The sequence below is a fragment of the Embleya sp. NPDC050154 genome (assembly GCF_044460165.1).
Classification (GTDB): domain Bacteria; phylum Actinomycetota; class Actinomycetes; order Streptomycetales; family Streptomycetaceae; genus Embleya.
This window is the reverse complement of sequence record NZ_JBITJP010000052.1, coordinates 1-20,107: the sequence shown is the minus strand read 5'-3', so window position 1 is coordinate 20,107 and position 20,107 is coordinate 1. Positions and strand designations below refer to the sequence as shown.

General features: G+C 70.8%; 10 protein-coding genes. 7 read left to right on the top strand and 3 right to left on the bottom strand.

The window, feature by feature from the left end; translation table 11 throughout:
• Positions 1–316: 316 nt before the first annotated feature.
• The 7 genes from ACIBSV_RS49685 to ACIBSV_RS49655 are packed head-to-tail and all read left to right on the top strand — an operon-like array spanning position 317 to position 15,737.
• Complete coding sequence (locus tag ACIBSV_RS49685) at positions 317–688, top strand: hypothetical protein (RefSeq protein WP_395874465.1); 372 nt, start codon at positions 317–319, stop codon at positions 686–688.
• A 38-nt stretch (positions 689–726) separates the two neighbouring features.
• Entirely contained in the window at positions 727–5,337 is a 4,611-nt protein-coding gene (locus tag ACIBSV_RS49680) for a DUF6603 domain-containing protein (protein WP_395874464.1), read from the top strand.
• Positions 5,334–7,859, top strand: coding sequence for a hypothetical protein (locus tag ACIBSV_RS49675; protein WP_395874462.1), 2,526 nt, complete (start codon positions 5,334–5,336; stop codon positions 7,857–7,859). The genes ACIBSV_RS49680 and ACIBSV_RS49675 overlap by 4 nt, the downstream gene beginning before the upstream one ends.
• On the top strand, positions 7,856–11,500 hold the full coding sequence (locus ACIBSV_RS49670; protein ID WP_395874460.1) for a hypothetical protein: 3,645 nt from the start codon (positions 7,856–7,858) through the stop codon (positions 11,498–11,500). The genes ACIBSV_RS49675 and ACIBSV_RS49670 overlap by 4 nt, the downstream gene beginning before the upstream one ends.
• Positions 11,497–12,894 carry a hypothetical protein gene (locus ACIBSV_RS49665; protein ID WP_395874458.1) on the top strand — a complete coding sequence of 466 codons (1,398 nt, stop codon included), beginning with the start codon at positions 11,497–11,499 and terminating at the stop codon, positions 12,892–12,894. The genes ACIBSV_RS49670 and ACIBSV_RS49665 overlap by 4 nt, the downstream gene beginning before the upstream one ends.
• A 28-nt stretch (positions 12,895–12,922) precedes the next feature.
• Complete coding sequence (locus ACIBSV_RS49660) at positions 12,923–14,278, top strand: hypothetical protein (RefSeq protein ID WP_395874456.1); 1,356 nt, start codon at positions 12,923–12,925, stop codon at positions 14,276–14,278.
• A 43-nt stretch (positions 14,279–14,321) separates the two neighbouring features.
• The gene (locus tag ACIBSV_RS49655) at positions 14,322–15,737 is read left to right on the top strand and encodes a hypothetical protein (protein ID WP_395874454.1); all 1,416 of its coding nucleotides are present in this window, start codon (positions 14,322–14,324) and stop codon (positions 15,735–15,737) included.
• A 431-nt stretch (positions 15,738–16,168) separates the two neighbouring features.
• Here ACIBSV_RS49655 and ACIBSV_RS49650 read toward each other — a convergent pair whose 3' ends face one another.
• The 3 genes from ACIBSV_RS49650 to ACIBSV_RS49640 form a co-directional block, all read right to left on the bottom strand.
• On the bottom strand, positions 16,169–16,534 hold the full coding sequence (locus tag ACIBSV_RS49650) for a hypothetical protein (RefSeq protein WP_395874452.1): 366 nt from the start codon (positions 16,532–16,534) through the stop codon (positions 16,169–16,171).
• Positions 16,531–16,794: a hypothetical protein gene (locus ACIBSV_RS49645; protein ID WP_395874451.1), complete on the bottom strand. Its 264-nt coding sequence runs from the start codon at positions 16,792–16,794 to the stop codon at positions 16,531–16,533. The genes ACIBSV_RS49650 and ACIBSV_RS49645 overlap by 4 nt, the downstream gene beginning before the upstream one ends.
• 375 nt (positions 16,795–17,169) lie before the next feature.
• Entirely contained in the window at positions 17,170–20,085 is a 2,916-nt protein-coding gene (locus ACIBSV_RS49640) for an NACHT domain-containing protein (RefSeq protein ID WP_395874449.1), read from the bottom strand.
• Between the last annotated feature and the right edge of the window lie 22 nt (positions 20,086–20,107).

The following is a 20,107-nucleotide window of genomic DNA, read 5'->3' as shown; positions in this document are numbered from 1 at the left end:
CGGCTGGAATCCGGTTCCCGGCCGTGAGTTCGTGGTCAACGACTTGGCGCCGGGGCCTGTGAAGGCGACGTGGGTGAAGGACGCTCCGGCCGGGGGGCCTTTGTTCTGCACGTTTTTCATCACGCACGAGTTCGATGGTGAGGCCGGTCGTTGGGTGGAGTTCTACTTTCAGGGTGGTGGTTCGTCGCCGGGTTTCGCGGTGCGGCGTGTGGAGGATCCTCCGGATTCGTTTCGCGGTCCGCTGTTCAAGAGTTTCGAACACACGAGCGCGACTCCCTACGGGGGTCCCTCGGGGCGGGCCACCACTCGCGCGGGAATGGCGGACCTCCTGGCCCTCAGGTACGCGCTGACCGGGCGTGAGGCATTCACCGCGGTGGGACCCGGGGACTATGCCCTGCCGGTCCCCGGGCGAGACTTCGTCCTTGAGGACCTGGCCCCGACGAGCATCCCCGTCGAATGGGCGAAAAAGGGCTGGAAGGTGGCCGGGAAGCCGCTGTTCAGTCTGCTCTTCACCAGCCCGGGCTTCCCCCAAGGCGGACAGTGGGCCCAGATGTTCCTCCACGCCGCGGGACCGCGCCTGACGGCACTGATCTCGGACGCTCCCGCCAGGAGAGCCCCTGCATTCGTTTTCCCTCCGGGCAGTCAGAGTCCGATCCCGGCGGACCCCCAGGACACCCCGAAGTCCTGAGGACGTCGACGCCAATTCCGTAACCGCTGGGAGGACGCATGGCGATCCCCGTACCCGCATTGCTGGAACTGTTCGACGCGGCGAGCACCTCGGGCAGGCTCGAACTGTCCGGCGCGACACTCGACATCCCGGAGGTCGCGGCCCTGTTCGACGGGTACCTGAACGGCGGACTGACCCTGTCCACACCGGTATTCGACCGCGAACAACTGGCGGCGGACGGAACGAGCGACATCCCCGAACTGGGTGCGAAACTGGCCACCCGCGTGGTGTTCCTCGCCGACGAGCCCGGCGAGTTCGTGACCGGCTGCCGGGTGGAAGTGGCCACCGACTCGTGGACCGTCAAGGCACCGTATCTGGAAACCGACCTGACCCTGCTCGCGACCCTGGGGTTCGACCGGTTGTGGATCACCTTCGCGGCGGCCCCCGACACCCCCGGCGGCCGACTGCGCCCGGACGTATACCCGACCGTCTCCTTCTCCGTCGGCGCCACCGGCGGGCGCCGAACCCTGCGGCTGGTCGGCACCGAGTCCCCCATGGTCGGGCTCTCGGGGCATTTTCCGAACGGGATCTCGTTCGAGCGGCTGACCGACCTGGCAGCGCTTCCTTTTCTGGACACCTCCCTGCTGGATCGGGTGCACGTGCCGGTGGAGATCAGCGGAGGCCTGGGGGCCCTGTCCCTGATGTCGGCAAACGTGACCTTCGATCGGTACCGGGGCCGACTGGAGGAGGTGGCCGTCACCCTGGGACTGACCGGCCAGGCGGATTGGCCTCTCATCCCGGACCTGGTACGACTGGACCGGATCGACCCTCTGCGGATACGCGCGGCCCGCGACCGGTTGGGAACGTGGCGTGTGGACTTCACACTGGGGGCGCGCTGCACCGTGGCGGGGACCTATGCCCTCCACGGCGAAGCGGCCCTGCCCGCCGGCCGGATCGCCGCCAGCCTGTGGCACCCCGAGGGCGGCAACGACCTGATCGAGGCCGGGGCCTTGGCCGATACCGGGATCGACCCCGACAGCGTCCGGTTGAACTACATCCACATCTCGGCCGATGTGACCTCCAGGGCGTACACCTTGGCCCTCGCCCTGGATACGTCCTGGCGGATCGCGGACGGCGTCGAACTCACCGGCCTGGAGTTGCGTACCGCCGGCACCGGGCTCGCGCCACCGAACGACATCGCCCTGACAGGCACCCTGACCATGGGCGACAGCCGGATCGTGTTGGAGGGACGTCGCCGGCCCGACCGGGTGTGGGAGGTGGCCGGTTCCGCGTTCGCCGTGGACTTCGCGGGGTTCGCCGCCTGGTTCCACACAACGTTCGGGAAGCCGCTGCCCGAGGCCGTGTCCGGCCTGGTCGTGGACCGGGTGCAGGTGTCGCTGGACTCCACCCTGGCGGGCTCGATCCTGTGCGCGGGTTCCTTCCCCCTGGGTGACGGACCGGACGGCGCGATGTTCACGTTGAGCGCCTCGGCCGGGGCCAAGCCGCCGTCGGGTCCGCGTCCAGTCGCGTTCTCGGCCGATCTGAGCGTGGTGGTCGAGGTCGACGGCGCCGACGTGGTGTTGGACTTCGAGGTCGCCTTCGGGACCGGCTCGGCAGGCTCGCGGTTCACCGCGTCGTGGGAGGCGGGGGAGGCGGGCCGGAGCGTCCCGCTGCTGGCGCTGGCCCGGGGATTGGGGCTGCCCGCCGAGGAACTGCGGGGCCTGTGGCCGACCGCGTTGCAGCCGAGCCTGCGGTCGGTGCACTTCACCTATGACGGGGCCGCGCGTTCCATGGTGGTTGCCGCCGAGTCCGCGCAGGGCGCGGTGGTGTTCGCGTCGCTGCCGTTGGATCCGCTGGTACCGGAGCGTTCGGTGGTGTTGCTGCAGGTGGGGGTGAACATCCAGGCGGGGTTGTCGGATGTGCCGTTGCTCGGCGGAATGGTGCCCGCGGGCGCGGATCTGCGGCTGACGCGGGTGCGGGGTGTGTACGCGTCGCTGGACGTGCCGGTCGCGGTGGTGGACCGGGTGAACGCGCTCGTGGCCGGGGCCGACCCTTCGTTGCCGTTGTTCCTGCGGCCGGTGGCGGCTCCGGGGCAGGCGGCGGGTGTGCTGCCCCGGGGTGCGGTGCTGGTCGTGGACTACCAGGTGCCGGGCGGCACGCCGGCGTCGTTGACGCTGGCCCTGTCCTCCGGCCCGTCCGCCCCGGGAGGGGGAGCCGGGCCGGGCGCCTCGGTCGCCGCGCGCCCGGTGGGGCCGCGGCCCGCCGACGAGGACCCGGACGGGAGCGTCGCGAACTCGACCGACACCGACACCGGCACCGGGACCGGGACCGGGACCGTGACCGGGGGCACCGGCGGGCCCCCGGCCGTCCCGCTGTCGGAGCGGGTCCTCGAGGGCGTGGCCCTGCCCCCCGGCGACCCGCCCCCGCCTGCGCCCGTCGCGTCCGAGCGGCCCGGTGTGTGGGTGGAGATCGGTCGGTCGTTCGGTCCGTTCCTGGTGCGGCGGATCGGGCTGGCCTACGACAAGGGCGTGGTGTGGCTGGGTGTGGACGGCGCGTTGACCGCGTCGGGGTTCACGATGGCCGTGGACGGCCTCGCGCTGGGCCTGGACCTCGACGCTGACGATGGGGATGACATCGGGATTGAGACCCGGTTGTCCGGGCTGGGGGTGGAGTTCGAGCGGGCGCCGTTGCGGATCGCGGGCGCGTTGATCGACCGTACGCCGCCGCCGACCGGGTTCACGATGATGGTCGCCGGGACGCTGGTGGTGCAGATGCCGCAGTTCGGTGTCACCGCAGTCGGCGCCTATCAGCGGCGTGACGACGGGATGGTGTCGCTGTTCGTCTTCGGCCGGGGCACGCTCGCGTTGGGCGGCCCGCCTGCGTTTCGGGTGACCGGAGTCGCGGCCGGGTTCGGCTTCAACAGCAGCCTGAAGATCCCCGGCCCCACCGAGGTGGCGACGTTCCCCCTCCTGGGCGAACTGGACGGTACGCGACCCACCGACCCCATGGACATGCTCGAAAGGCTCACCGGCACCTGGGTGACCGCCCGCCAGGGCGGTCTGTGGCTGGCCGCTGGCCTGGACTTCACCTCGTTCGAGTTCATCCACGGCCGGCTGCTCCTGATCCTGGAGACCGGCGACGGCCTGAACCTGGCGCTGGTCGGTACCGCCCGGGCGGCGTTCCCGCGTACCGACACCGCCTACGCGCAGGTGCAGTTGCAGCTGCGGATCGTCTACAGCTCCAAACGCGCGGAGTTCGCCGCTACCGCCCTGCTGTACGACTCGTACCTGATCGACCCCGCCTGTGTGCTGACCGGTGGGTTCGCGTTCCATATGTGGTTCGAGGGCAGCGCCCACTCGGGCGACTTCGCGCTCACCGTCGGCGGCTACCACCCCAAGTACAAGGCGCCCACCCACTACCCGCAGGTGCCCCGGCTGGGGTTCTCCTGGTCGCTGGGTTCGATCTCGATCACCGGCACCTCGTTCTTCGCGCTCACCCCCTCGGCGGTGATGGCGGGCGGGACCCTGGACGTGCGGTATTCGTCGGGCGCGTTGAACGCGTGGTTCAGCGCGTACGCGCACCTGTTGATCAGTTGGAAACCGTTCCACTTCGCGATGGGGGTGGGGATCTCGCTGGGGGCCTCCCTCAAGGTGTGGTTCGCCACGCTGCGCGGCGAATTGAGCGCCTCCCTGGACCTGTGGGGCCCGCCCACCGGCGGGCGCGCGACCGCGAAGTTCACGTTCATCCGCGTCACCGTGACGTTCGGCCCCGGAGAATCGAAACCCGCCGCGTTGACGTGGCCGGAGTTCAAGGAACTGCTGCCGCCAGCCGACAAGGTGCTGCGGATCGCGGCGAGCGAGGGACTGTTGGCCGACGCCGAACCACCCCCGGGCCGCAACCCGCAGGACCCGCAGGCGCCGTGGCTGGTGGACGCGAGCGGGTTCACCTTCCTCGCCGAGACGTCCGTTCCCGCGACCTCGGTCGTCTTCCAAACCCGAGTCCCAGACACCGGGGCCGAGTTGCTGGACATCCGCCCGATGGAGCGCACCGGGCTCACGAGCACGTTCACCGTCCGCGTGGCCCGCGATCGCGCCCTGCGCGGGGCCGCCCCGCTGTGGGAGGCCTTGGCGGACGACGGCGCGTGGCGGGTGGAGACCGTCTTCGGGTCGGTGCCGACCGCGTTGTGGGGCTCGCCCAGGCCCGGTAACGAGGCGATGCTCGACGCGGCCAAGCGGCTCCTGCCCGCCCGGCGTACCGGCCTGCGCGTCACTATCCCGCCCCCGGTGCCCACCGGCGTCCCGCTCGAGCGCATCGCCGAGGCATCGCTCGCCTACGAGGACCTTGAGGACGCGGCGAGCCCGTTGGACCCCGACGACCCGGCCACCGGGGACCGGGCCCGCCTGGCGCCCGGCACCGGCGTCGGCACGGTTGCGACCACCATCGCCACGACGGCGGCAGAGCGGACCGGACTCGCCGACGCCCTCGCCGCCCTGCTCGACCCCCTGCCCAACTCCCCACTCGACGCCTTCGCCGCTCACGTCAACCGCGACGGGCTCCCTGCGGCCCCACTGCTGTTCGCCACCGCCACCGGCGCCACCGCCGACGACACCCCGGGCACCACCACACAGGACCCGCCCGCGAGCGCCCCGCATGAGCCGGCCGCGCCGTGACCACCATCGCCGACAACGACAAGGGAGGTCCCGCCGTGGCCTCGGACGCACCACCACAGCCGCCGACCGCTCGCGTGCGGGAGGTGTCCTTCACCCTCGAACTGGGCGACGACCTGGTCCCCACCGTGCAGGCCGGCAAGTACCTGATCACCGCCTCGCAGAACATCGACGGCGTTCCCACGGGGAACGACCTGCCCGATGCCACCCGCGTGTTCGAGGTCCGCGCACCCCAGTTCGCGTTCCCACCCGATCTGGTCCACGCGGTCAACCCGGCCCCCGAGACGGCCGGGGAACTCGCCCTGACCCTCCCGCACATCACCCTGGGCACCCGCACGTTGCCGTGGCTGCGCGGCATCGACCCCGAGGACGTGTCCACCGGCCCCATCGAACCGCGCCCACCGTGGCTGGCGCTGCTGGTGTTCACCGTCGACGAACTGCCGGGCGACCCGCACGCGGCCGGTGACGTCGACCGTATGCCGATCGCCGACCTCCTGTGGCCGAACACTCCCGAACCCGGTGTCCTGGCCCCCGTGATCCCGCGCCGACAGGTCGAGGTCGATCCCACCACCGAGTGCACCACGATCCGTGTCCCCGGCCCGGTGTTCACCGCCGTGTGCCCGCGCGAGGACGAACTGCGCCATCTCGCGCACGTGCGCACCGTGCGCGCCGACACCATGCTGCGCGGTGAGGAACTCGCCGAGGGCGACTTCTCGGTGATCCTCGCCAACCGGCTGCCGAACTCCGCCGACGGCCGACACGTCGTGCACCTGGTCTCCCTCGAAGGCTGCCAGGCAGCCCTGGACACCGTGGCCGCCGCGAAACCGGATCCGCCCGACGTGCGCCTGGTGTCACTGCACCGTTGGTCGTTCGAGTGCCTGCCCGATGCCACGGCCGGGTTCGCCACCCGCGTCCACGACCTCCTCCACGACGACACCGACGGCGGCACACCCCGCGACCTCGCCCTGCGCCTGCCGCTGCCGAACGACACCGGGTCACAAACACCCGCCCAGGCGAGGGCCCGCGAACGCCTCGAACAAGGCTGGGTACCGCTCCCGTACCACGTCGCGTCCGGTGAACAGACCTACGCCTGGTACCGGGGCCCGTTCACCCCCACCGTCGCGCAGCCGCTGCCCAGGCCGGCACCGGTGGACGGCTGGACCGACGCCGGCCAACTCCTGGCCTACGACCCCGCCTGGGGCGTGTACGACACCGGCTGGGCCTGCGCCTGGAACCTGGGCCGATCCCTCGCCCTGGCCGACGACGACTTCGGCTCCCGCCTGAGCGCCTGGCGCAGCCGCGCCCGCCACCGGGCCGCCGTGATCGCGCAACGCCTCGCGGGCGCCGACCCCCTCGCCGACGACGCCGAACTGAGTCGCCTGGCCGAGCCTCAGGGCAACGACCGTACGCTGCGGGCGATGGCCTCCACCGGGGCCGCCGAACGCCTCCTGCGCGCCCTCAACGACCCACCCGCCGACCGCGCCGCCCGCACCACACCCACCGAACCCACAACCGCCACCACACCCGCGGCACCCGTCGAACCCGTCGCCGCGTCCGCGGACCCCGCCGGCGAAACCTCCCAACCCACGGCGACCGTCGAGCCCGCAACACACCACCCACCCACGGCGACGCGATCCACCGCAACCTCGAACCCCCTGCACCGCGTTCTGGCCCGAGAGGGAGCACAGCCCGTGCTGCGGGCGGAGTTGCGGACGGCCCTCGACGACGACGGCGCGCCGATCACGGCCTGGTTCGAGCGGCTGCGCCTGCTCCACGACGTGCCGTTCGCGCACCTGGTGCCCGACGAGGACATGCTCCCTCCGGAGTCGCTGCGCCTGTTCCACGTGGACCCCGGCTGGCTCACCGCCCTCCAGGCGGGCGCGGAGAGCCTGGGCGTCACCGGCACCGCGGACCTCGCGCTGGCCGCGCTCGCCGCACCATGGGCCGCGCAGACCCGCACCCCGGACCCGTCGTGGCCGCGCGCGGGAATGCTGATCCGCTCCGCGCTGGCCCGCGAATGCCCCGAACTGGTCATACGCGGCTGGCGAGGCGAGACCCCGGTGCGGCTGCTGCGCCGCAGCGTCCTGGAGCACGACGTCCTGCTGTTCCTGTTCGACGAGGTACCCGACGCCGTCGAATTGCCCGAGCCGCCCGAGGGCCTGTCGTTCGGCATCGACACCCACCCCGACGACCTCGACGACCCGGTTCCGGTGATCAACCTGCGCAGCCTCGGCGCCGGCCCCGATCCGGTGCCGATCGGGGCGACCCTCGAAGGCAAATACCTCCCGCAAGAACCCGGCGACCACGGCATCGCCGCGTATCTGCGCACCGACCCCTTCGACCGGCGCGTCCTGGACCTGCGGCCCGACGCCGCCGACGGCCTGGTACAAGCGCTCGGCGCACGCCTGGCCCAGGAGGGGCAGCCCGGCGAGGCTTCGCCCGCGGTCCTCGCGCTCCAACTGGTCAACGCGCCCTATCGGCAAATGCTCCTGACCGACCTGCCTCTCGGGGGAGACCGCGCATGACCGACCCGAGCCCACTCCTGATCCCGGTCCACCTGGACGCCCTGGTGGTCAACGACCAGGTCCGGATGGGGGAGAACTTCCAGCGCTGGCAGGCCAACTACGCCCTCACCCGGCTGCGCCTGTCGCCGGAGCCGCCCCCGTTCGGGAACATCGACACCGACTTCGCGATCCGCCCCGACCGCAACGGCGTCTACCTGCAATGGCAACTCCCGCAACCACTCGCCCACGGCACACAGACCCACCCCGACGCGGAGGTGAAGTTCCCGCGCGTGCCCAACCGCTGGCTCGTCGTCCGCACCCACGGCACCCCCGACGCCGAAACCCGCACGCAGAACGCGTGGATCGTCGAGAGCGACCACCTCGACCCGGCCACCGGCACCAGCCCCTACGCCACGCGGGACGGCACGATCACCCGGATCGGCCGCCGCACCGACCTGACCACCACCCGCTGGACCGAACCCGACCCGCCCGCCGACGACCTGTTCCTGACCGCGGTCGGCCCCGGATTGCCGACGTTCGCGGTGTACCAGCCCTACAACGAGGACGTCTTCTCCATCCACGACACCCTGGAGGGCCTCGACCCCACCCGGGCGTGGACCCTGGGCTACCTGGTGGTCGGCTGGTACAGCGCCCCCGCCGTCGACCCGGTCACCGCCGCCGGCGACACGCTCGCCAAACTGCTCGCGGAATACGAGTGGAAGACAGCCCCCGGTTCCGACGGCCGCGCCTCCCGCGGCCTCTACCACGGCACGGTCCTGGGCCTGACCTGGCACGGCACCGGCCCCGCACCCACCTCGCCCCGACCCGACCTGGTCGCGGTGGCCGTGGGCCACAACAGCGCGCACGCCTCGACGGTGTTCCTCGACGAGGCCGAACCCCCCGACGCCCCCGGTCTCGCGGAACTTCTGAACACCTGCCAGCGGGGTCTGCTCGACGAGGTCGACGAACCCGACGGCGAATTCATCAAGGCCCGCGCCACGTTCACGTCGTGGTTCACGCCCACCCCGACCGGCTACGCCTGGACCCTGGAGGCCGACCCGAACGCCCCCGACGAGCCGCCCGCCGCCCGGCGTCGGGTCCGACGCACCCACACCGACTTCCTCGCCGCCCTCAACACCGCCCAGGCCGAACACGACGAGGCCGCCCGCGACCTCGCCGCCGCCCGGCGCCGCGTCTACGACCTGTGGTGGGCCCAGGGCCTGCCCATGGTCCCGGAGTTCGACCCCGACGACACCCTGCCCGACGGCGCCTACCGGGGCGAACTGGGCAAGCGACTGCGCGCCGCGGAGGCCGAGGCCGCGCGCTGCGAACTGCTCCTGGGCCAGGCACGCGCGAAGATCCCCTGGGGGAGCACCCAACAGGAACTCACCGACGCCATCGCCGACCACGCGGGCGACCACATCCCCGGATTCGTCCTCAAACGCGACGTACTGCCGGACCTGCACCGGGCCGCGGAGCCCGTCGTCGCGCTGCGCCGCGCAGCCGAAGACCAGCAGATCCGCCTCGCCGCCGAACAGGGCCTGCGGTGCCGGCGACCCCACGAACTCGTCTCCGGCGTCTACCTCGACCCCGACCGCACCGATCTGGTCACCGCACCCCCCGCCGCGATCCCGACCCCGCCGAACCTGCCCACCCAGCCCGCCGAACTCCCCCTGCTGCTGGCCGAGTTCTTCCACCTGGACCCCGCCAACGCCGCAGCCCTGGCCAAGGCCGCCGGCCGCCCCGGCACCGACGTCGCGCTCCTGCGCCAGGCGATGGCCGACCCGACCGGCCGCGCCCACGGCCTGCCCCCCGCCCTGGGCACCCCGCCCTGGCAACAGGCCTGGTCCCCGCTGTTCTTCCAGTGGGAGGTGGACTACTACCCGATCGCCTACGCCGACGGCGAGGGCGTCGAGGACCCCACCCACGCGAACTGGACGTTCGACGGCAACCGGTACCGCTGGAACGGCACCGGCGCCGCCACCGAACCACTGACCCTGCGCGGACGCCAGTTCCTCACCCCCACCCCCGCACAGACCCTCCGCGACGCGCTGCGCCACGCCGCCGACGACCGCACCGGCGCCTACGCCGACCTCCTGCGCACCCTGGCCGACCGAGCCGGCGAGGCCGACCTGCTCTCGCAGACCCTCGACGGCTTCAACGACCAACTCCTCGCCCGCGGCGGCCACCAGGCCGTCCACCTCGCGAGCGGCACCTCTCGGGTACGCGACACCGCGGTCGGCGAACAGATCGCACTCGGCCTGCCCCCGGACCCCGGTCCGCTGCCACGCCCGTTCCGCGGCTGGTCCGCCTCCCGGTTCCAGCCCGTACGCTCGGGCCAATTCGCGTTCACCCGACTCAACGTCGTCGACCGCTTCGGGCGCGCCCTGCCGCTGGTGATCCCGGACGAGATCGAACTGCGCGACACCATCGGCCAGGGCACCCCCGCCCACGCCTTCCGCCCCGGCCTGGCGGACGACCTGCGCCCCGGGCTCGACGACACCGGCGAACCCGTCACGGTGGTCGACCGCGACCGCGGCCGCTTCGTCGAGACCAAACCCCGACTGCCGCAACCCGCCCGCACCCGCCTGAACCTGCTCTCGGCCCACGACGACACCCACGTCCTGGACGAGGACGCCGCAGCCGAAGCGATCTGCGCCTGGCTGGTCCCCAACCACCTCGACCAGGCACTGCTGTGCTACGCGGCCGACGGGGCGCCCCTGGGCTCGGTCGCCGCCACCGTCATGCCCGACGGCACCACCGTGCCCCACTGGCAGCCGCTACCGGGATCACACCTCCTGCTCCCCGAGGACCTCGCCGCCGACCACGAACACCTGCACCGACTGGTCACCGAACTCCTCGCACTCGACCGCACCACGTTGCGCAGTTTCCTGCGCGGCGTCGACCGCGCGCTGACCACGATCGCCCCCAACGGCGACCAGGACCCGCCCAGCACGGTCGGTCGCCTCCTCGGCAGGCCCCTCGCCCTCGTACGGACCCGCGTGCGCCTGGACCTCGACGGCCCGACCTACGACGACCCGTCGTGGCGACACCTCCTCGACCCGCCCGACCCCGAATACCCCCGCTACCACTGGCCCGTGCGCCTGGGGGAGCGCGACGAACTCGGCGACGGCCTCGTCGGCTACTACCACGAACACGACTACACCGGCCTGCACATCGTCCTCGACGAGGCCGACCTCGACGACCTGGACGACGACTTCGACTACCTGCGCCCCATCGGCACCGGCCACGGCATCGCGCTCCCGGCCCGCCCCCCGCGCGACCACGAACCGACCAGCGCCGCGCACGTGAGCCTGCTCCTGGACCCCTACGGCACGGTGCACGCCACCACCGGCATCCTGCCCACCGCACACCTGCGGCTGCCCGGGCGCGCCTTCGAGGAATCCCTCGGCGCGGTCGCGGCCGGCTTCCGCTTCGGCCCGATGTTCACCGTCCAGGCCCCCGACGACACCGCCCTGATCCTGCCCAGGCCCGCCGACCGACACGGCACCTGGACCTGGGCCGAGCTCGCACCGGCCGGGGCCTGGACCACCCATCCCACCGCGCCCGCCGACCCGGCCCCCGCGTTGCCGTTCGCCCGCCCGGTCCTGCGCACCGGCTACCTCCAGCTCCACCCGTCCGAGGAAGGACCCACGCCGTGAACGACGAGTTCCCCGAACACCCGGCCTACGCGATCGTCTCGGGCCTGCTCGACTACGCGGTCCTGACCAACCCCTTCCCCCTGCAGGCCAGCCCTCCCACGGGGGACCCGACCATCGCCCGGCTGGACATGGTCGCCTCCGCCCCGCCCGGCGACCCCGTCGCGTGCAGCAGGATCGAGATCGCGCTCCCGATCGGCACCAGCGAGCAGTCCCTCGTGGACACCGCGGACGGCATCCGGCCCCTGCCACCGGCCGGCTGGCAGGGCGCGGTGGCCTCCACCGCCACGACCGCCACGATCACCTTCACCCCGCCCGGGGGCTCGTTCGTCTTCGACGAGGACGGCGTCGCCGCCTCCATCGCCGGACTGCGGATCAACCGGGCACCGGGCAACGCCACCCTGCGAATCACCGAACACCCGGTCGCGGTCAAGTCGCCGATCGAGCTCGTCCTGGCGAAACAGCCCTACCGGCCGCCCGTGCCCGCCGGCTCCCCGAACCGCTTCTCCGCCCGGCGCTGGGCCGGACCCACCACCTTGAGCACCACACCCGCCACCCAAGTGAGAGCCGGCCAACAGGTCACCCTGACGTGGCAACACCGCACCGGCGTACAGCGGTTCCTGTTCACCCGACCGCTGAACGGCAACGTCGGCGCGCCAGGGAAGGACGTCACGCAGGACAGCCGGTACGACTCCGCGCCGGTGGTGCGCCCGACCACGTTCACCCTGCGCACCACGGTCGTCGCCACCGGCGAGGTCATGTACGACACGGTGACGGTCACCGTCGACACCCCCACGTTCGCCGAACTCTTCGTGAGCGGACCACTCGGCGCGGGCGCGAGCGGCACGGTGACCTTCCCCGACGTGGTGACGGTGGCCGGAAGCCTGACCGTCGACGGCGCGGTGACCGCGCGCGCCGGCCTGACCAGCACGCAGACCTTCGAGACCAGGAACAAGCTCACCGCCCAACAGGGCATCACCGTCAACGGACCGGCCACCGCCGGCGGAACCTCGAACGTCCCCCGCGGCGAGGTCCAGGCGGGCGGCATCACCACGAACCGCGTGACCGCGAAGAAGACGGTGAAGATCTTCGGCTCTGTCGGGAAGGTCACGTCCGACACCGGCATGCTCCCCGCGACGATCGGCGGCCGTACCGACAGGCTCCTGCTCGGATACGTGCAACGAAGCACCACCTACCAGTACCAGAGCATCACCTTCAAGGTCGGCGCTCGCGAGGCCGGCTGCGGAGTCAAGAACAACGCGCACATCGAGGACGCGGTCTTCCTGCCGCTGCGGGCAGACGAGCAGGCAACGTGGAAGACATCGGGCGCGATCGCCCTGTACTCCGGCGCGAGCAGATTCGTCCTGGCCGCGTTCGGCGACAATTCCACCTCCTGACTGTCCGTCACCCCGAAAGGCGTCGACCATGACCACGGCCCTCTCGAAGGCGGACACCGCGCCCACCGCGACGGAACCGCTCCTCAAACACGCCGTACACACGATCCCCGATCCCCTGGAGGCGAACCTGTCGGGCCCGCCATCCCCCGCGCAGATCCGCGTGGTCCTCACCAACGGCGGCAACAAAGCCGTGCGCTGCACCTCGATCGTGATCGAACTCCCGGTCGGGACCCGCCCCCGCGACCTCGCCGCCACCGGTCAGGGCATCGTCGCGACCGCCACGACCGAGGGATGGACCGCAGCGGCCCCGGACGTCGGCGCGGACCGGGTCCGCTTCGCGTTCACGCCGTCGACCGCGGCCGAGATCATCACCGATCGGGCCGTGTCGTTCAAAATCGAGAACGTACCCGTCAACCGCGCGGTGGGAGTGGCCTACCCGCGGATCGTCGAGACCTCGGCCACGGGAGCGGACACGCCGGTGGCCCGGACCGGATTCGCCCGCCTGCCGAAGTTCCCCGCAGGCACCACGGCCACCTTCCCGGTCGGCACCAACCTGCGCGTCCACGCGGGCGAGCACGCGTCGATCGAGGGACTCCCACCCGCGGTGAGCGTCCCCCACAACAGCAAGGTCACCGTCGCGTGGAACCCGGCACCGGGCGTCGTGCGCCACCTGCACTACCGCGACCAGGCCGACGGCACCCCGATTCCCGACGGACACACCACGATGGTGTGCGGTCCGCTGGTTCGCGAGACGACGTTCACGCTACAGACCGTCTCCCAGATCGGCGGCCAACCCGTCAGCCGATACGACGCGTTCACCCTCCAGGTGGACGAACCCGAATACCCGAAGACGACCGTGGCCAACGGGCGGTTCGCGACCCTGCCGGCCGGAGCCGCCACCCGGATCACCTCCCCGGTCTCGATCACCAAGGCGCTGACCGTCACGGAGACGATCGCGGCCAAGAGCACGCTCGGGATCACCGGAACCGTGACGGCACCCGGGATCAAGACGGCCACCACCGACTTCGCGGGCACCCTCGCCGTCACCGGACTCCTCACCGCGAGCAACCTCACCGCGGCCAAGGTGACCACGACCAAGGGCCTCACGGCGACCGGACGGGTCGACATCCTCAAGGCCGCAAGCGAACCTCTGTCCGCCTCCGGGCAGCGGACGTTCAGCACCGACGGCCTCATCCTGGCGAACGCGGAGGCCAACAGCGACCTCGCACTGTGGGTGACCACACCCGTCCAGACCTTCCGCACGCACACGAGCGAGCAGGTCGGCACCCTGATCGCGCCCGTCCGTGCCCAGGAGAGCGTCTCCTGGGGCGTCGAAGGCCCGGGCGCGGGCTACACGTTCCGCTGGTTCCCCTTCGGTGTCTGACACACCGCCATACCACCGGCCGCTCCGACACCGAGGACCCGTGATGACGACCACATCGACCGGACCCACCGCGCCCGCCCCGAAGACCCTGCTCACCTACAGCCACGAGACCATCCCGCACCCGCTGAACCCCAGCGCCCCGGTCGGCGAACTCGAAATCGCCCGCCTGCGGTTGCTCGTCTCCAACCCGCTGCCCGATCCCGTGCGGTGCAGCCGGATCACCATCGTCCTGCCCGTCGGCACCGTCTCCGCGTCCGCCCTCGCCGAGACCGGCGTAGGCATCGTCGCCACCGCGACTCCGCACACCTGGTCGGTGGTCGCGATCCAGGAAGACGTCCTGGTCGCCGTACCGCAGGACGGAACCGCCGAGTTCACCCGCTCGGATCACGCAAACCCCGACCAGGTCACGGGAAGCCTCGCGATCCAGATCGACGGCATCAAGGTCAGCCGCGAGGAAGGCACCGCCACCGTACGCGTCATCGAGAGCGCCAGCGCCAGCCCCGACGCCCCCGAGATCGACCGGGACCTGGAGATCGACCTCGACAAGATTCGACTCCGCTGGCGACGGGACCTGCCCACCGAACCCGCGCACGCGGCGGGAACCGGAGCCCGAACGGACGAAGACGCCTCAAGCACCGCGAACCTCACCGCACGACTCTCACCCGGCGACCCCGCACCCGCCACCCTCGTTCCCAGGGCGACGCCGATCGTCCTGACCTGGCAGGGACCGACCGGGGACCACGTCGTCTACTCCCGAACAACGCCGAACGGTGTGACAGCAACCTTCCCGTTCCAACTCCCCGGCCTGGACCGCGACGAGACATTCGTCGTCAAGACGACCAAGGACGGCGTGGACCGCTACGACTCGGTCACCGTCACCGTCGACGCCCCCCTCTTGGCGAGCCTGCGCACCGACGAACTGGCCGCCGGCACCCCCGACATGACCCTCACCGGGCCGGCGGTGACCTGCACCAGGACGCTGAACGCAGGCGCCCTGGTGAAATCCCAGAAGTCCTGCACAGTCCACGGTGCGGTGACCGTCACCGCCCCGATCGCCACGCCCAGCCTGACCGCGACAGGAGCAGTCACCGGAACCGGCGCGAACCCGCGGATCACCGCGGGCAGCCTGTCGGTGACCGGCACCCTCCAAAGCGACGACACTCTGGACGCGACGAAGGGCCCGGTCAAGATCCTCGGCGAACCGGTCGTTCACAACACCGCCGACCTCCCGCACCTACCTGCCACGACCGACGGCTTCCTGGTCGTCTCGGCTTCCTGGGCTCGAAATGTCAAAGTGTGGGACTCGAAGGGCGTCTCGGCCTCCGATTCCAGCATGGACAGCGACGGCGGAACCACGGCGGCGCTTCCCGTCCACCGTGCCGACACCTACGACGGCGCCATCACCGAACCGCACGGCACCAGCGCCCAGTTCGTGTTCTACCCGATCGGAAGACCTTGAAAGGAGCGTGTCGTGGCACAGTCGCATGACCCGGAGAAGATCCGAGACGCGGGCACCGAGATCGTGCGTCTGCGTGCCGAGGCACACCGCGAGATCACCGGTGAGTGACCCGCCCCGGCACCGGTATGCGGCGCCCGCGCATTGCGGGCGAACAGGGCCCGCCGTGGAAGGCATTCGAGGGCAGAGCAGTCGGTCACGCGAGAGACCTGGCGGCGCGGTGTGAGCCGTCGGGCTTCGGCACCCCATCCGAACGCCCTACGGGCGCCGCGCCGTGCATCGGTCGACAGGGTGTGAACGGAGAGGCGGTGAGCCGGCCGAGGCATCCGGTTTCGTCGAAGACGGCGAGGTCGGCCCGTGACGGCCTGGACCGTCTTCCGGCCGGGTGACGGTCCTCGTCCGGGTGGGCGTGTGTCGGAGGGTGGCGGGTGGATTCAACTCGTCCAGGTTTTGAGTTGGGTGGCGACCTCGCGTACCGGGAGGCCTTCGCGTGCCGCGTGGGCCAGGGGGAGGACGGTGTCGAGGCCGGGGCTCACCGGGAGGCCGCTCGCGGCCAGGTAGGCCGCGGTGACGGTGGCCGCGAACAGCAGGTTCCTCGCCTCGAGGCTCGGGTTCCGGGCGAGTTCGCACAGCAGCGCGGCGGCTTTGTGGTGGGGCTCGGGGTAGACCTCGTGGTCGAGGATCTCCGCGCGGTGGCGTGCGTCGGCCGCGATCGGTACGCCGTAGTCGACGACCTGGGGGTCCCCGGGGATCTGCTGGGCGACCGCCAGGATCCAGGCGAGGTCGATCCGCAGGTTCACGCGGCGTCCCGCGGCGCGGTCCGCGCCGACTCCGCCGGGAGACCCGGGTAGCGGTCCTCGCCGAACTCCGCCTCGAACCGGTCGGCGTACGTCGCCAGGAACGTCGCGGCGCCGGCCATGAACGCCGCGCGGGACTCGTTCACGTCCTGCTCGATCAGATCGGCCACATATCCCTGCAGGCTCAGGCCACGGCGCTTGGCCCGCTCCTCGGCGGCGGCCTTGACGGCCTCGTCCAGCCGGATGTTCGTCTGCTTACTCATGCCCACAAGCATAGCTATATTCCGATACCAGCGACTAGCAGGGCGTTGTCGCGATGCCACACGCGAGGCCGGCGCGTTGAGGCGGCGTGCCACAACGCGCCGCGTGGCGCGTGTTCGGCGACGGGGCAGATCGTTGCGGGAGCGGCGAACGGTTGCCACGCCGGATCGTGCGTCGGCGACGAGTCCGGGGCCCGCGTCGTCGAGGTCGTCTGGGATGGCGGTGACCTCGGCCATGCACGGGGTTCGGCATCGTGAGAGGAGCAATGCACCGCCGACCTCGGACACACGGCACGTTCACCGTGCCGGATCGCCACCACTGCGGGGGCGACGCGGCGGTGTTCGACGAGAGGCCCGGGCGTGGTCGATGAGCAGTCGTCAGGAGTCTCGGGTTCGTGGATTGCGCATGATGTCGAGGAGATCCGGGCCTGCGGGGCGTCGTTCGAGGGTCCGAGCGCACATGTCTCTGAGGGCTGTGGCGACGAGCCAGTGATGGACGGGCACGGTCTCGGCGATGTGTGCGAACGCCTCCATGTAGACGTCTTCGAGGCCTTTCGGTGGGTGCGGGGCTTCGCCCAAGCCCGTGACGACCTCGGGCGAGCCTGCGACGTCGGTCAAGGTGACCCTGGTGTCGGCGAGCCCGGCGTCGAGTGTTTTTGCCGCCTTTGCGTCGCTCGGAGGTGGGAACGGCGCGAGGAGCTTCTTGAGGTTGGTCTCGGTGACCGGCCTTCGGTCCTGCCCACGACGATCCGGCAGCAGCATGTGCTCGATCACGGGCGCCATGTCCACGGGCAAGCGCCGTCTGGCCAGGGCCAGTTGCTGCCGGGCTTTGGCACCGACGCCATCCGAGTGGGTCTCCAGCCGTTGCAGCATCTGCACCGCGGTGACCACCTGCGTCCCCGTGGACCGCAGAGCCCGCTCGAGGGAACGCTCGAGCAATTGCGCGCATGCGCTGTCGCTGCGGGCCGCCCGATGCAGCGCTGTCACGAGCGGCCACGCCTCCTCCTCCGGCATGGGTGGCAAATCCAGGAGTTCGAGAGCAAGTTTGGTCAACAGTTGCTGAAACCGCGGCTGACCGGAGGCGACCTCGTCGTTGAGCAGGTCGACCGCCAGGAGCGCTCCCGGTCCGACGAGCGCCGAGGAGCAGTCCATACCCAAGGACTGCAGCATCGTCATCACGTGATGCCGGGCGACACCCTGCTGGTAGAAGACGTCACCCGCCGCCAGGAGCCAGGTGTTGCGCCAATGCGCCGAACGCGCGATCACCCGCAGCCGGCCGGCGACGTCGGCGCCCTGGTCCGAGGAGATCGCCTGCGCCGCCATGAACTCCTGCAGGCTACGCACGTCGAAACCCACCGCCGAGCCCAGGCGCGGCGCCAACAGAACCAGGCGCTGCGTGGCCACCGTCACCAGTCGTTCCACCAGGCGCTTCAGGTCCGCGTCCTGGACATGACCCTCGCCCAGCAGCAACTCGATCGCGATGGCCTCCAACTCCTCGAGAGTCAGCACCGCGTCGGAATGCCCCGAGTCCTCCGACGCGACCTGAAGCCGCAACCCCACCTCGGCGTGGATCCGGTCGACAAGCCTCCGATACCGATCGAGGAACTGCGCGGTAGGGCCAGGCTTGGCCACCTCGCGCGCGAAAACCGTGTCGTAATACATGTGAAACAGCCGATACCGCTCCTGCGGCACCCGCTCCCGCCGCTCGAGCAGCACCGACATGATGGTGATCTGGAGCGGCGTCGTCATCAAACGCGCCGTCAACGGATCACGAGACGCGGCCCTCAACCGATCCAAGACCTTCCGCGCCATGATCGGATCACCCTCGAACCGCGCCCCCGCGAGCCGGTCCGCGTACGCCAACCCGTCCTTCACACCCAGGGCCGCGAGATGCAGATGCGTGTACGCGGAGGCGGCGAACTCCTGCCGGTACCCCTGCGGACGCGTCGTCGACACGATCAACAGATCCGCGTTGCACTGCCGCGCGTCGGTGAGGAACTCCTTCAACTTCACCAGTACGTCCGCTCGCGCGGCAGCTGCGGCGACCTCGTCCAGACCGTCGAGCACCAAAAGCCACGGCCACCGCCCCAACCACTCACGCAGCCCGTTCGGGGACACCGATGGAACGGCCTCGCTGACCTGGTCCGCCAGATATCGCAACAACCCAGGAGCACCGGCGCCGGCCAAGGCGTCGGCGTACTCGGCCAAATTGATGCGCACCGGCCAGCGACGCATCACCGGTTCGGGGATCCCCAACTGCGCCATACGCTCACGGAACCGGCGCAGCAACACCATGTCCTCGTCAGCCAGCCAGCCCGCGTCGGCGAGGAACGACACCCGGTACACCTGGCACAACAACTGCGACAGCGTGGTCTTCCCCTGCCCGGGCCCACCGACCAAGGCAAGGTGCGCCGGTCGACCCGCCTTGGCCAACGACGGCCGAAGAATGGCGTTCCCGTGGCGAACGACATGCTCGACAGTAGACACCCGAGCCGCCGTACCGTCCGCGTCCACCCATGTCGCGGCCAAGTCGACCGCGACATCCTCCAGCGGCAGGCTCTGGTTGTTGCCTTCTCCGGCCTGCCCGAGTCGAACCTTGTGGTCCACCGCCACTTGTGTGGCCGCATAAGTGGCCGCCAGCCGTCCGACGTCGTTGAACCCGCTGTTCGCCAGCATCGCCTGGAGCTGCGCCAGGATATCCCCGGTCGTGATGAGGCCCAAGTACGTCTGACGAACCTCGAGGTTGCCGTCGAGGAAACTGCCCAACTGGTCGAAGTGCCACACACGCCAGGCGACGAGGCCCAAACCCAGACGGGTGTTGAGTCCCGAGATCTCACGATCGACGCGATCGATCCCACCGGCCCGGGACACCGGCGACAAGACCACGTTCGTCACGAAGATCATGTAGTCGGGACGCTCGGGAGCATCGTCTGCGCGCAATGCCTTGGCCCGCGCGTTCAGCTCCTTCTTGACCTGGTCGACGAACCAGTCGGTGTCGGCCTCGGTGCCCAGCGGACGTTGACGAAACTTCGCCTGCAACACCCCATAGCCCGACCACAAGCCCTCCGGCGCGGGATCAGGAAACGACAATTGCCCACGAAACGTGGCCTCGCGACCACCGTCGCGACCGTCACCGAAGACCTCGACCCCGCAGCCGAGCACACGCAACGCAAGCCCTTGCACCAACTGCTCGAAGCCACGCGTGCCCAGCCGCGTCAGGTTGAGCTGCTCTGAGTTTGGTGGAGTCCTTGAAGCCGGGTTATGGTGCCCGGCGTAAGGAGCACCACGAACCATGCCAGCACCACGCAAATACCCC

Bases quoted from the DNA above. Each gene is read 5' to 3' on its own strand.
- ACIBSV_RS49685 (WP_395874465.1), top strand. From the start codon at position 317: ATGGCGGACCTCCTGGCCCTCAGGTACGCGCTGACCGGGCGTGAGGCA.
- ACIBSV_RS49680 (WP_395874464.1), top strand. From the start codon at position 727: ATGGCGATCCCCGTACCCGCATTGCTGGAACTGTTCGACGCGGCGAGC.
- ACIBSV_RS49670 (WP_395874460.1), top strand. From the start codon at position 7,856: ATGACCGACCCGAGCCCACTCCTGATCCCGGTCCACCTGGACGCCCTG.
- ACIBSV_RS49660 (WP_395874456.1), top strand. From the start codon at position 12,923: ATGACCACGGCCCTCTCGAAGGCGGACACCGCGCCCACCGCGACGGAA.
- ACIBSV_RS49655 (WP_395874454.1), top strand. From the start codon at position 14,322: ATGACGACCACATCGACCGGACCCACCGCGCCCGCCCCGAAGACCCTG.
- ACIBSV_RS49645 (WP_395874451.1), bottom strand. From the start codon at position 16,794: ATGAGTAAGCAGACGAACATCCGGCTGGACGAGGCCGTCAAGGCCGCC.
- ACIBSV_RS49640 (WP_395874449.1), bottom strand. From the start codon at position 20,085: ATGGTTCGTGGTGCTCCTTACGCCGGGCACCATAACCCGGCTTCAAGG.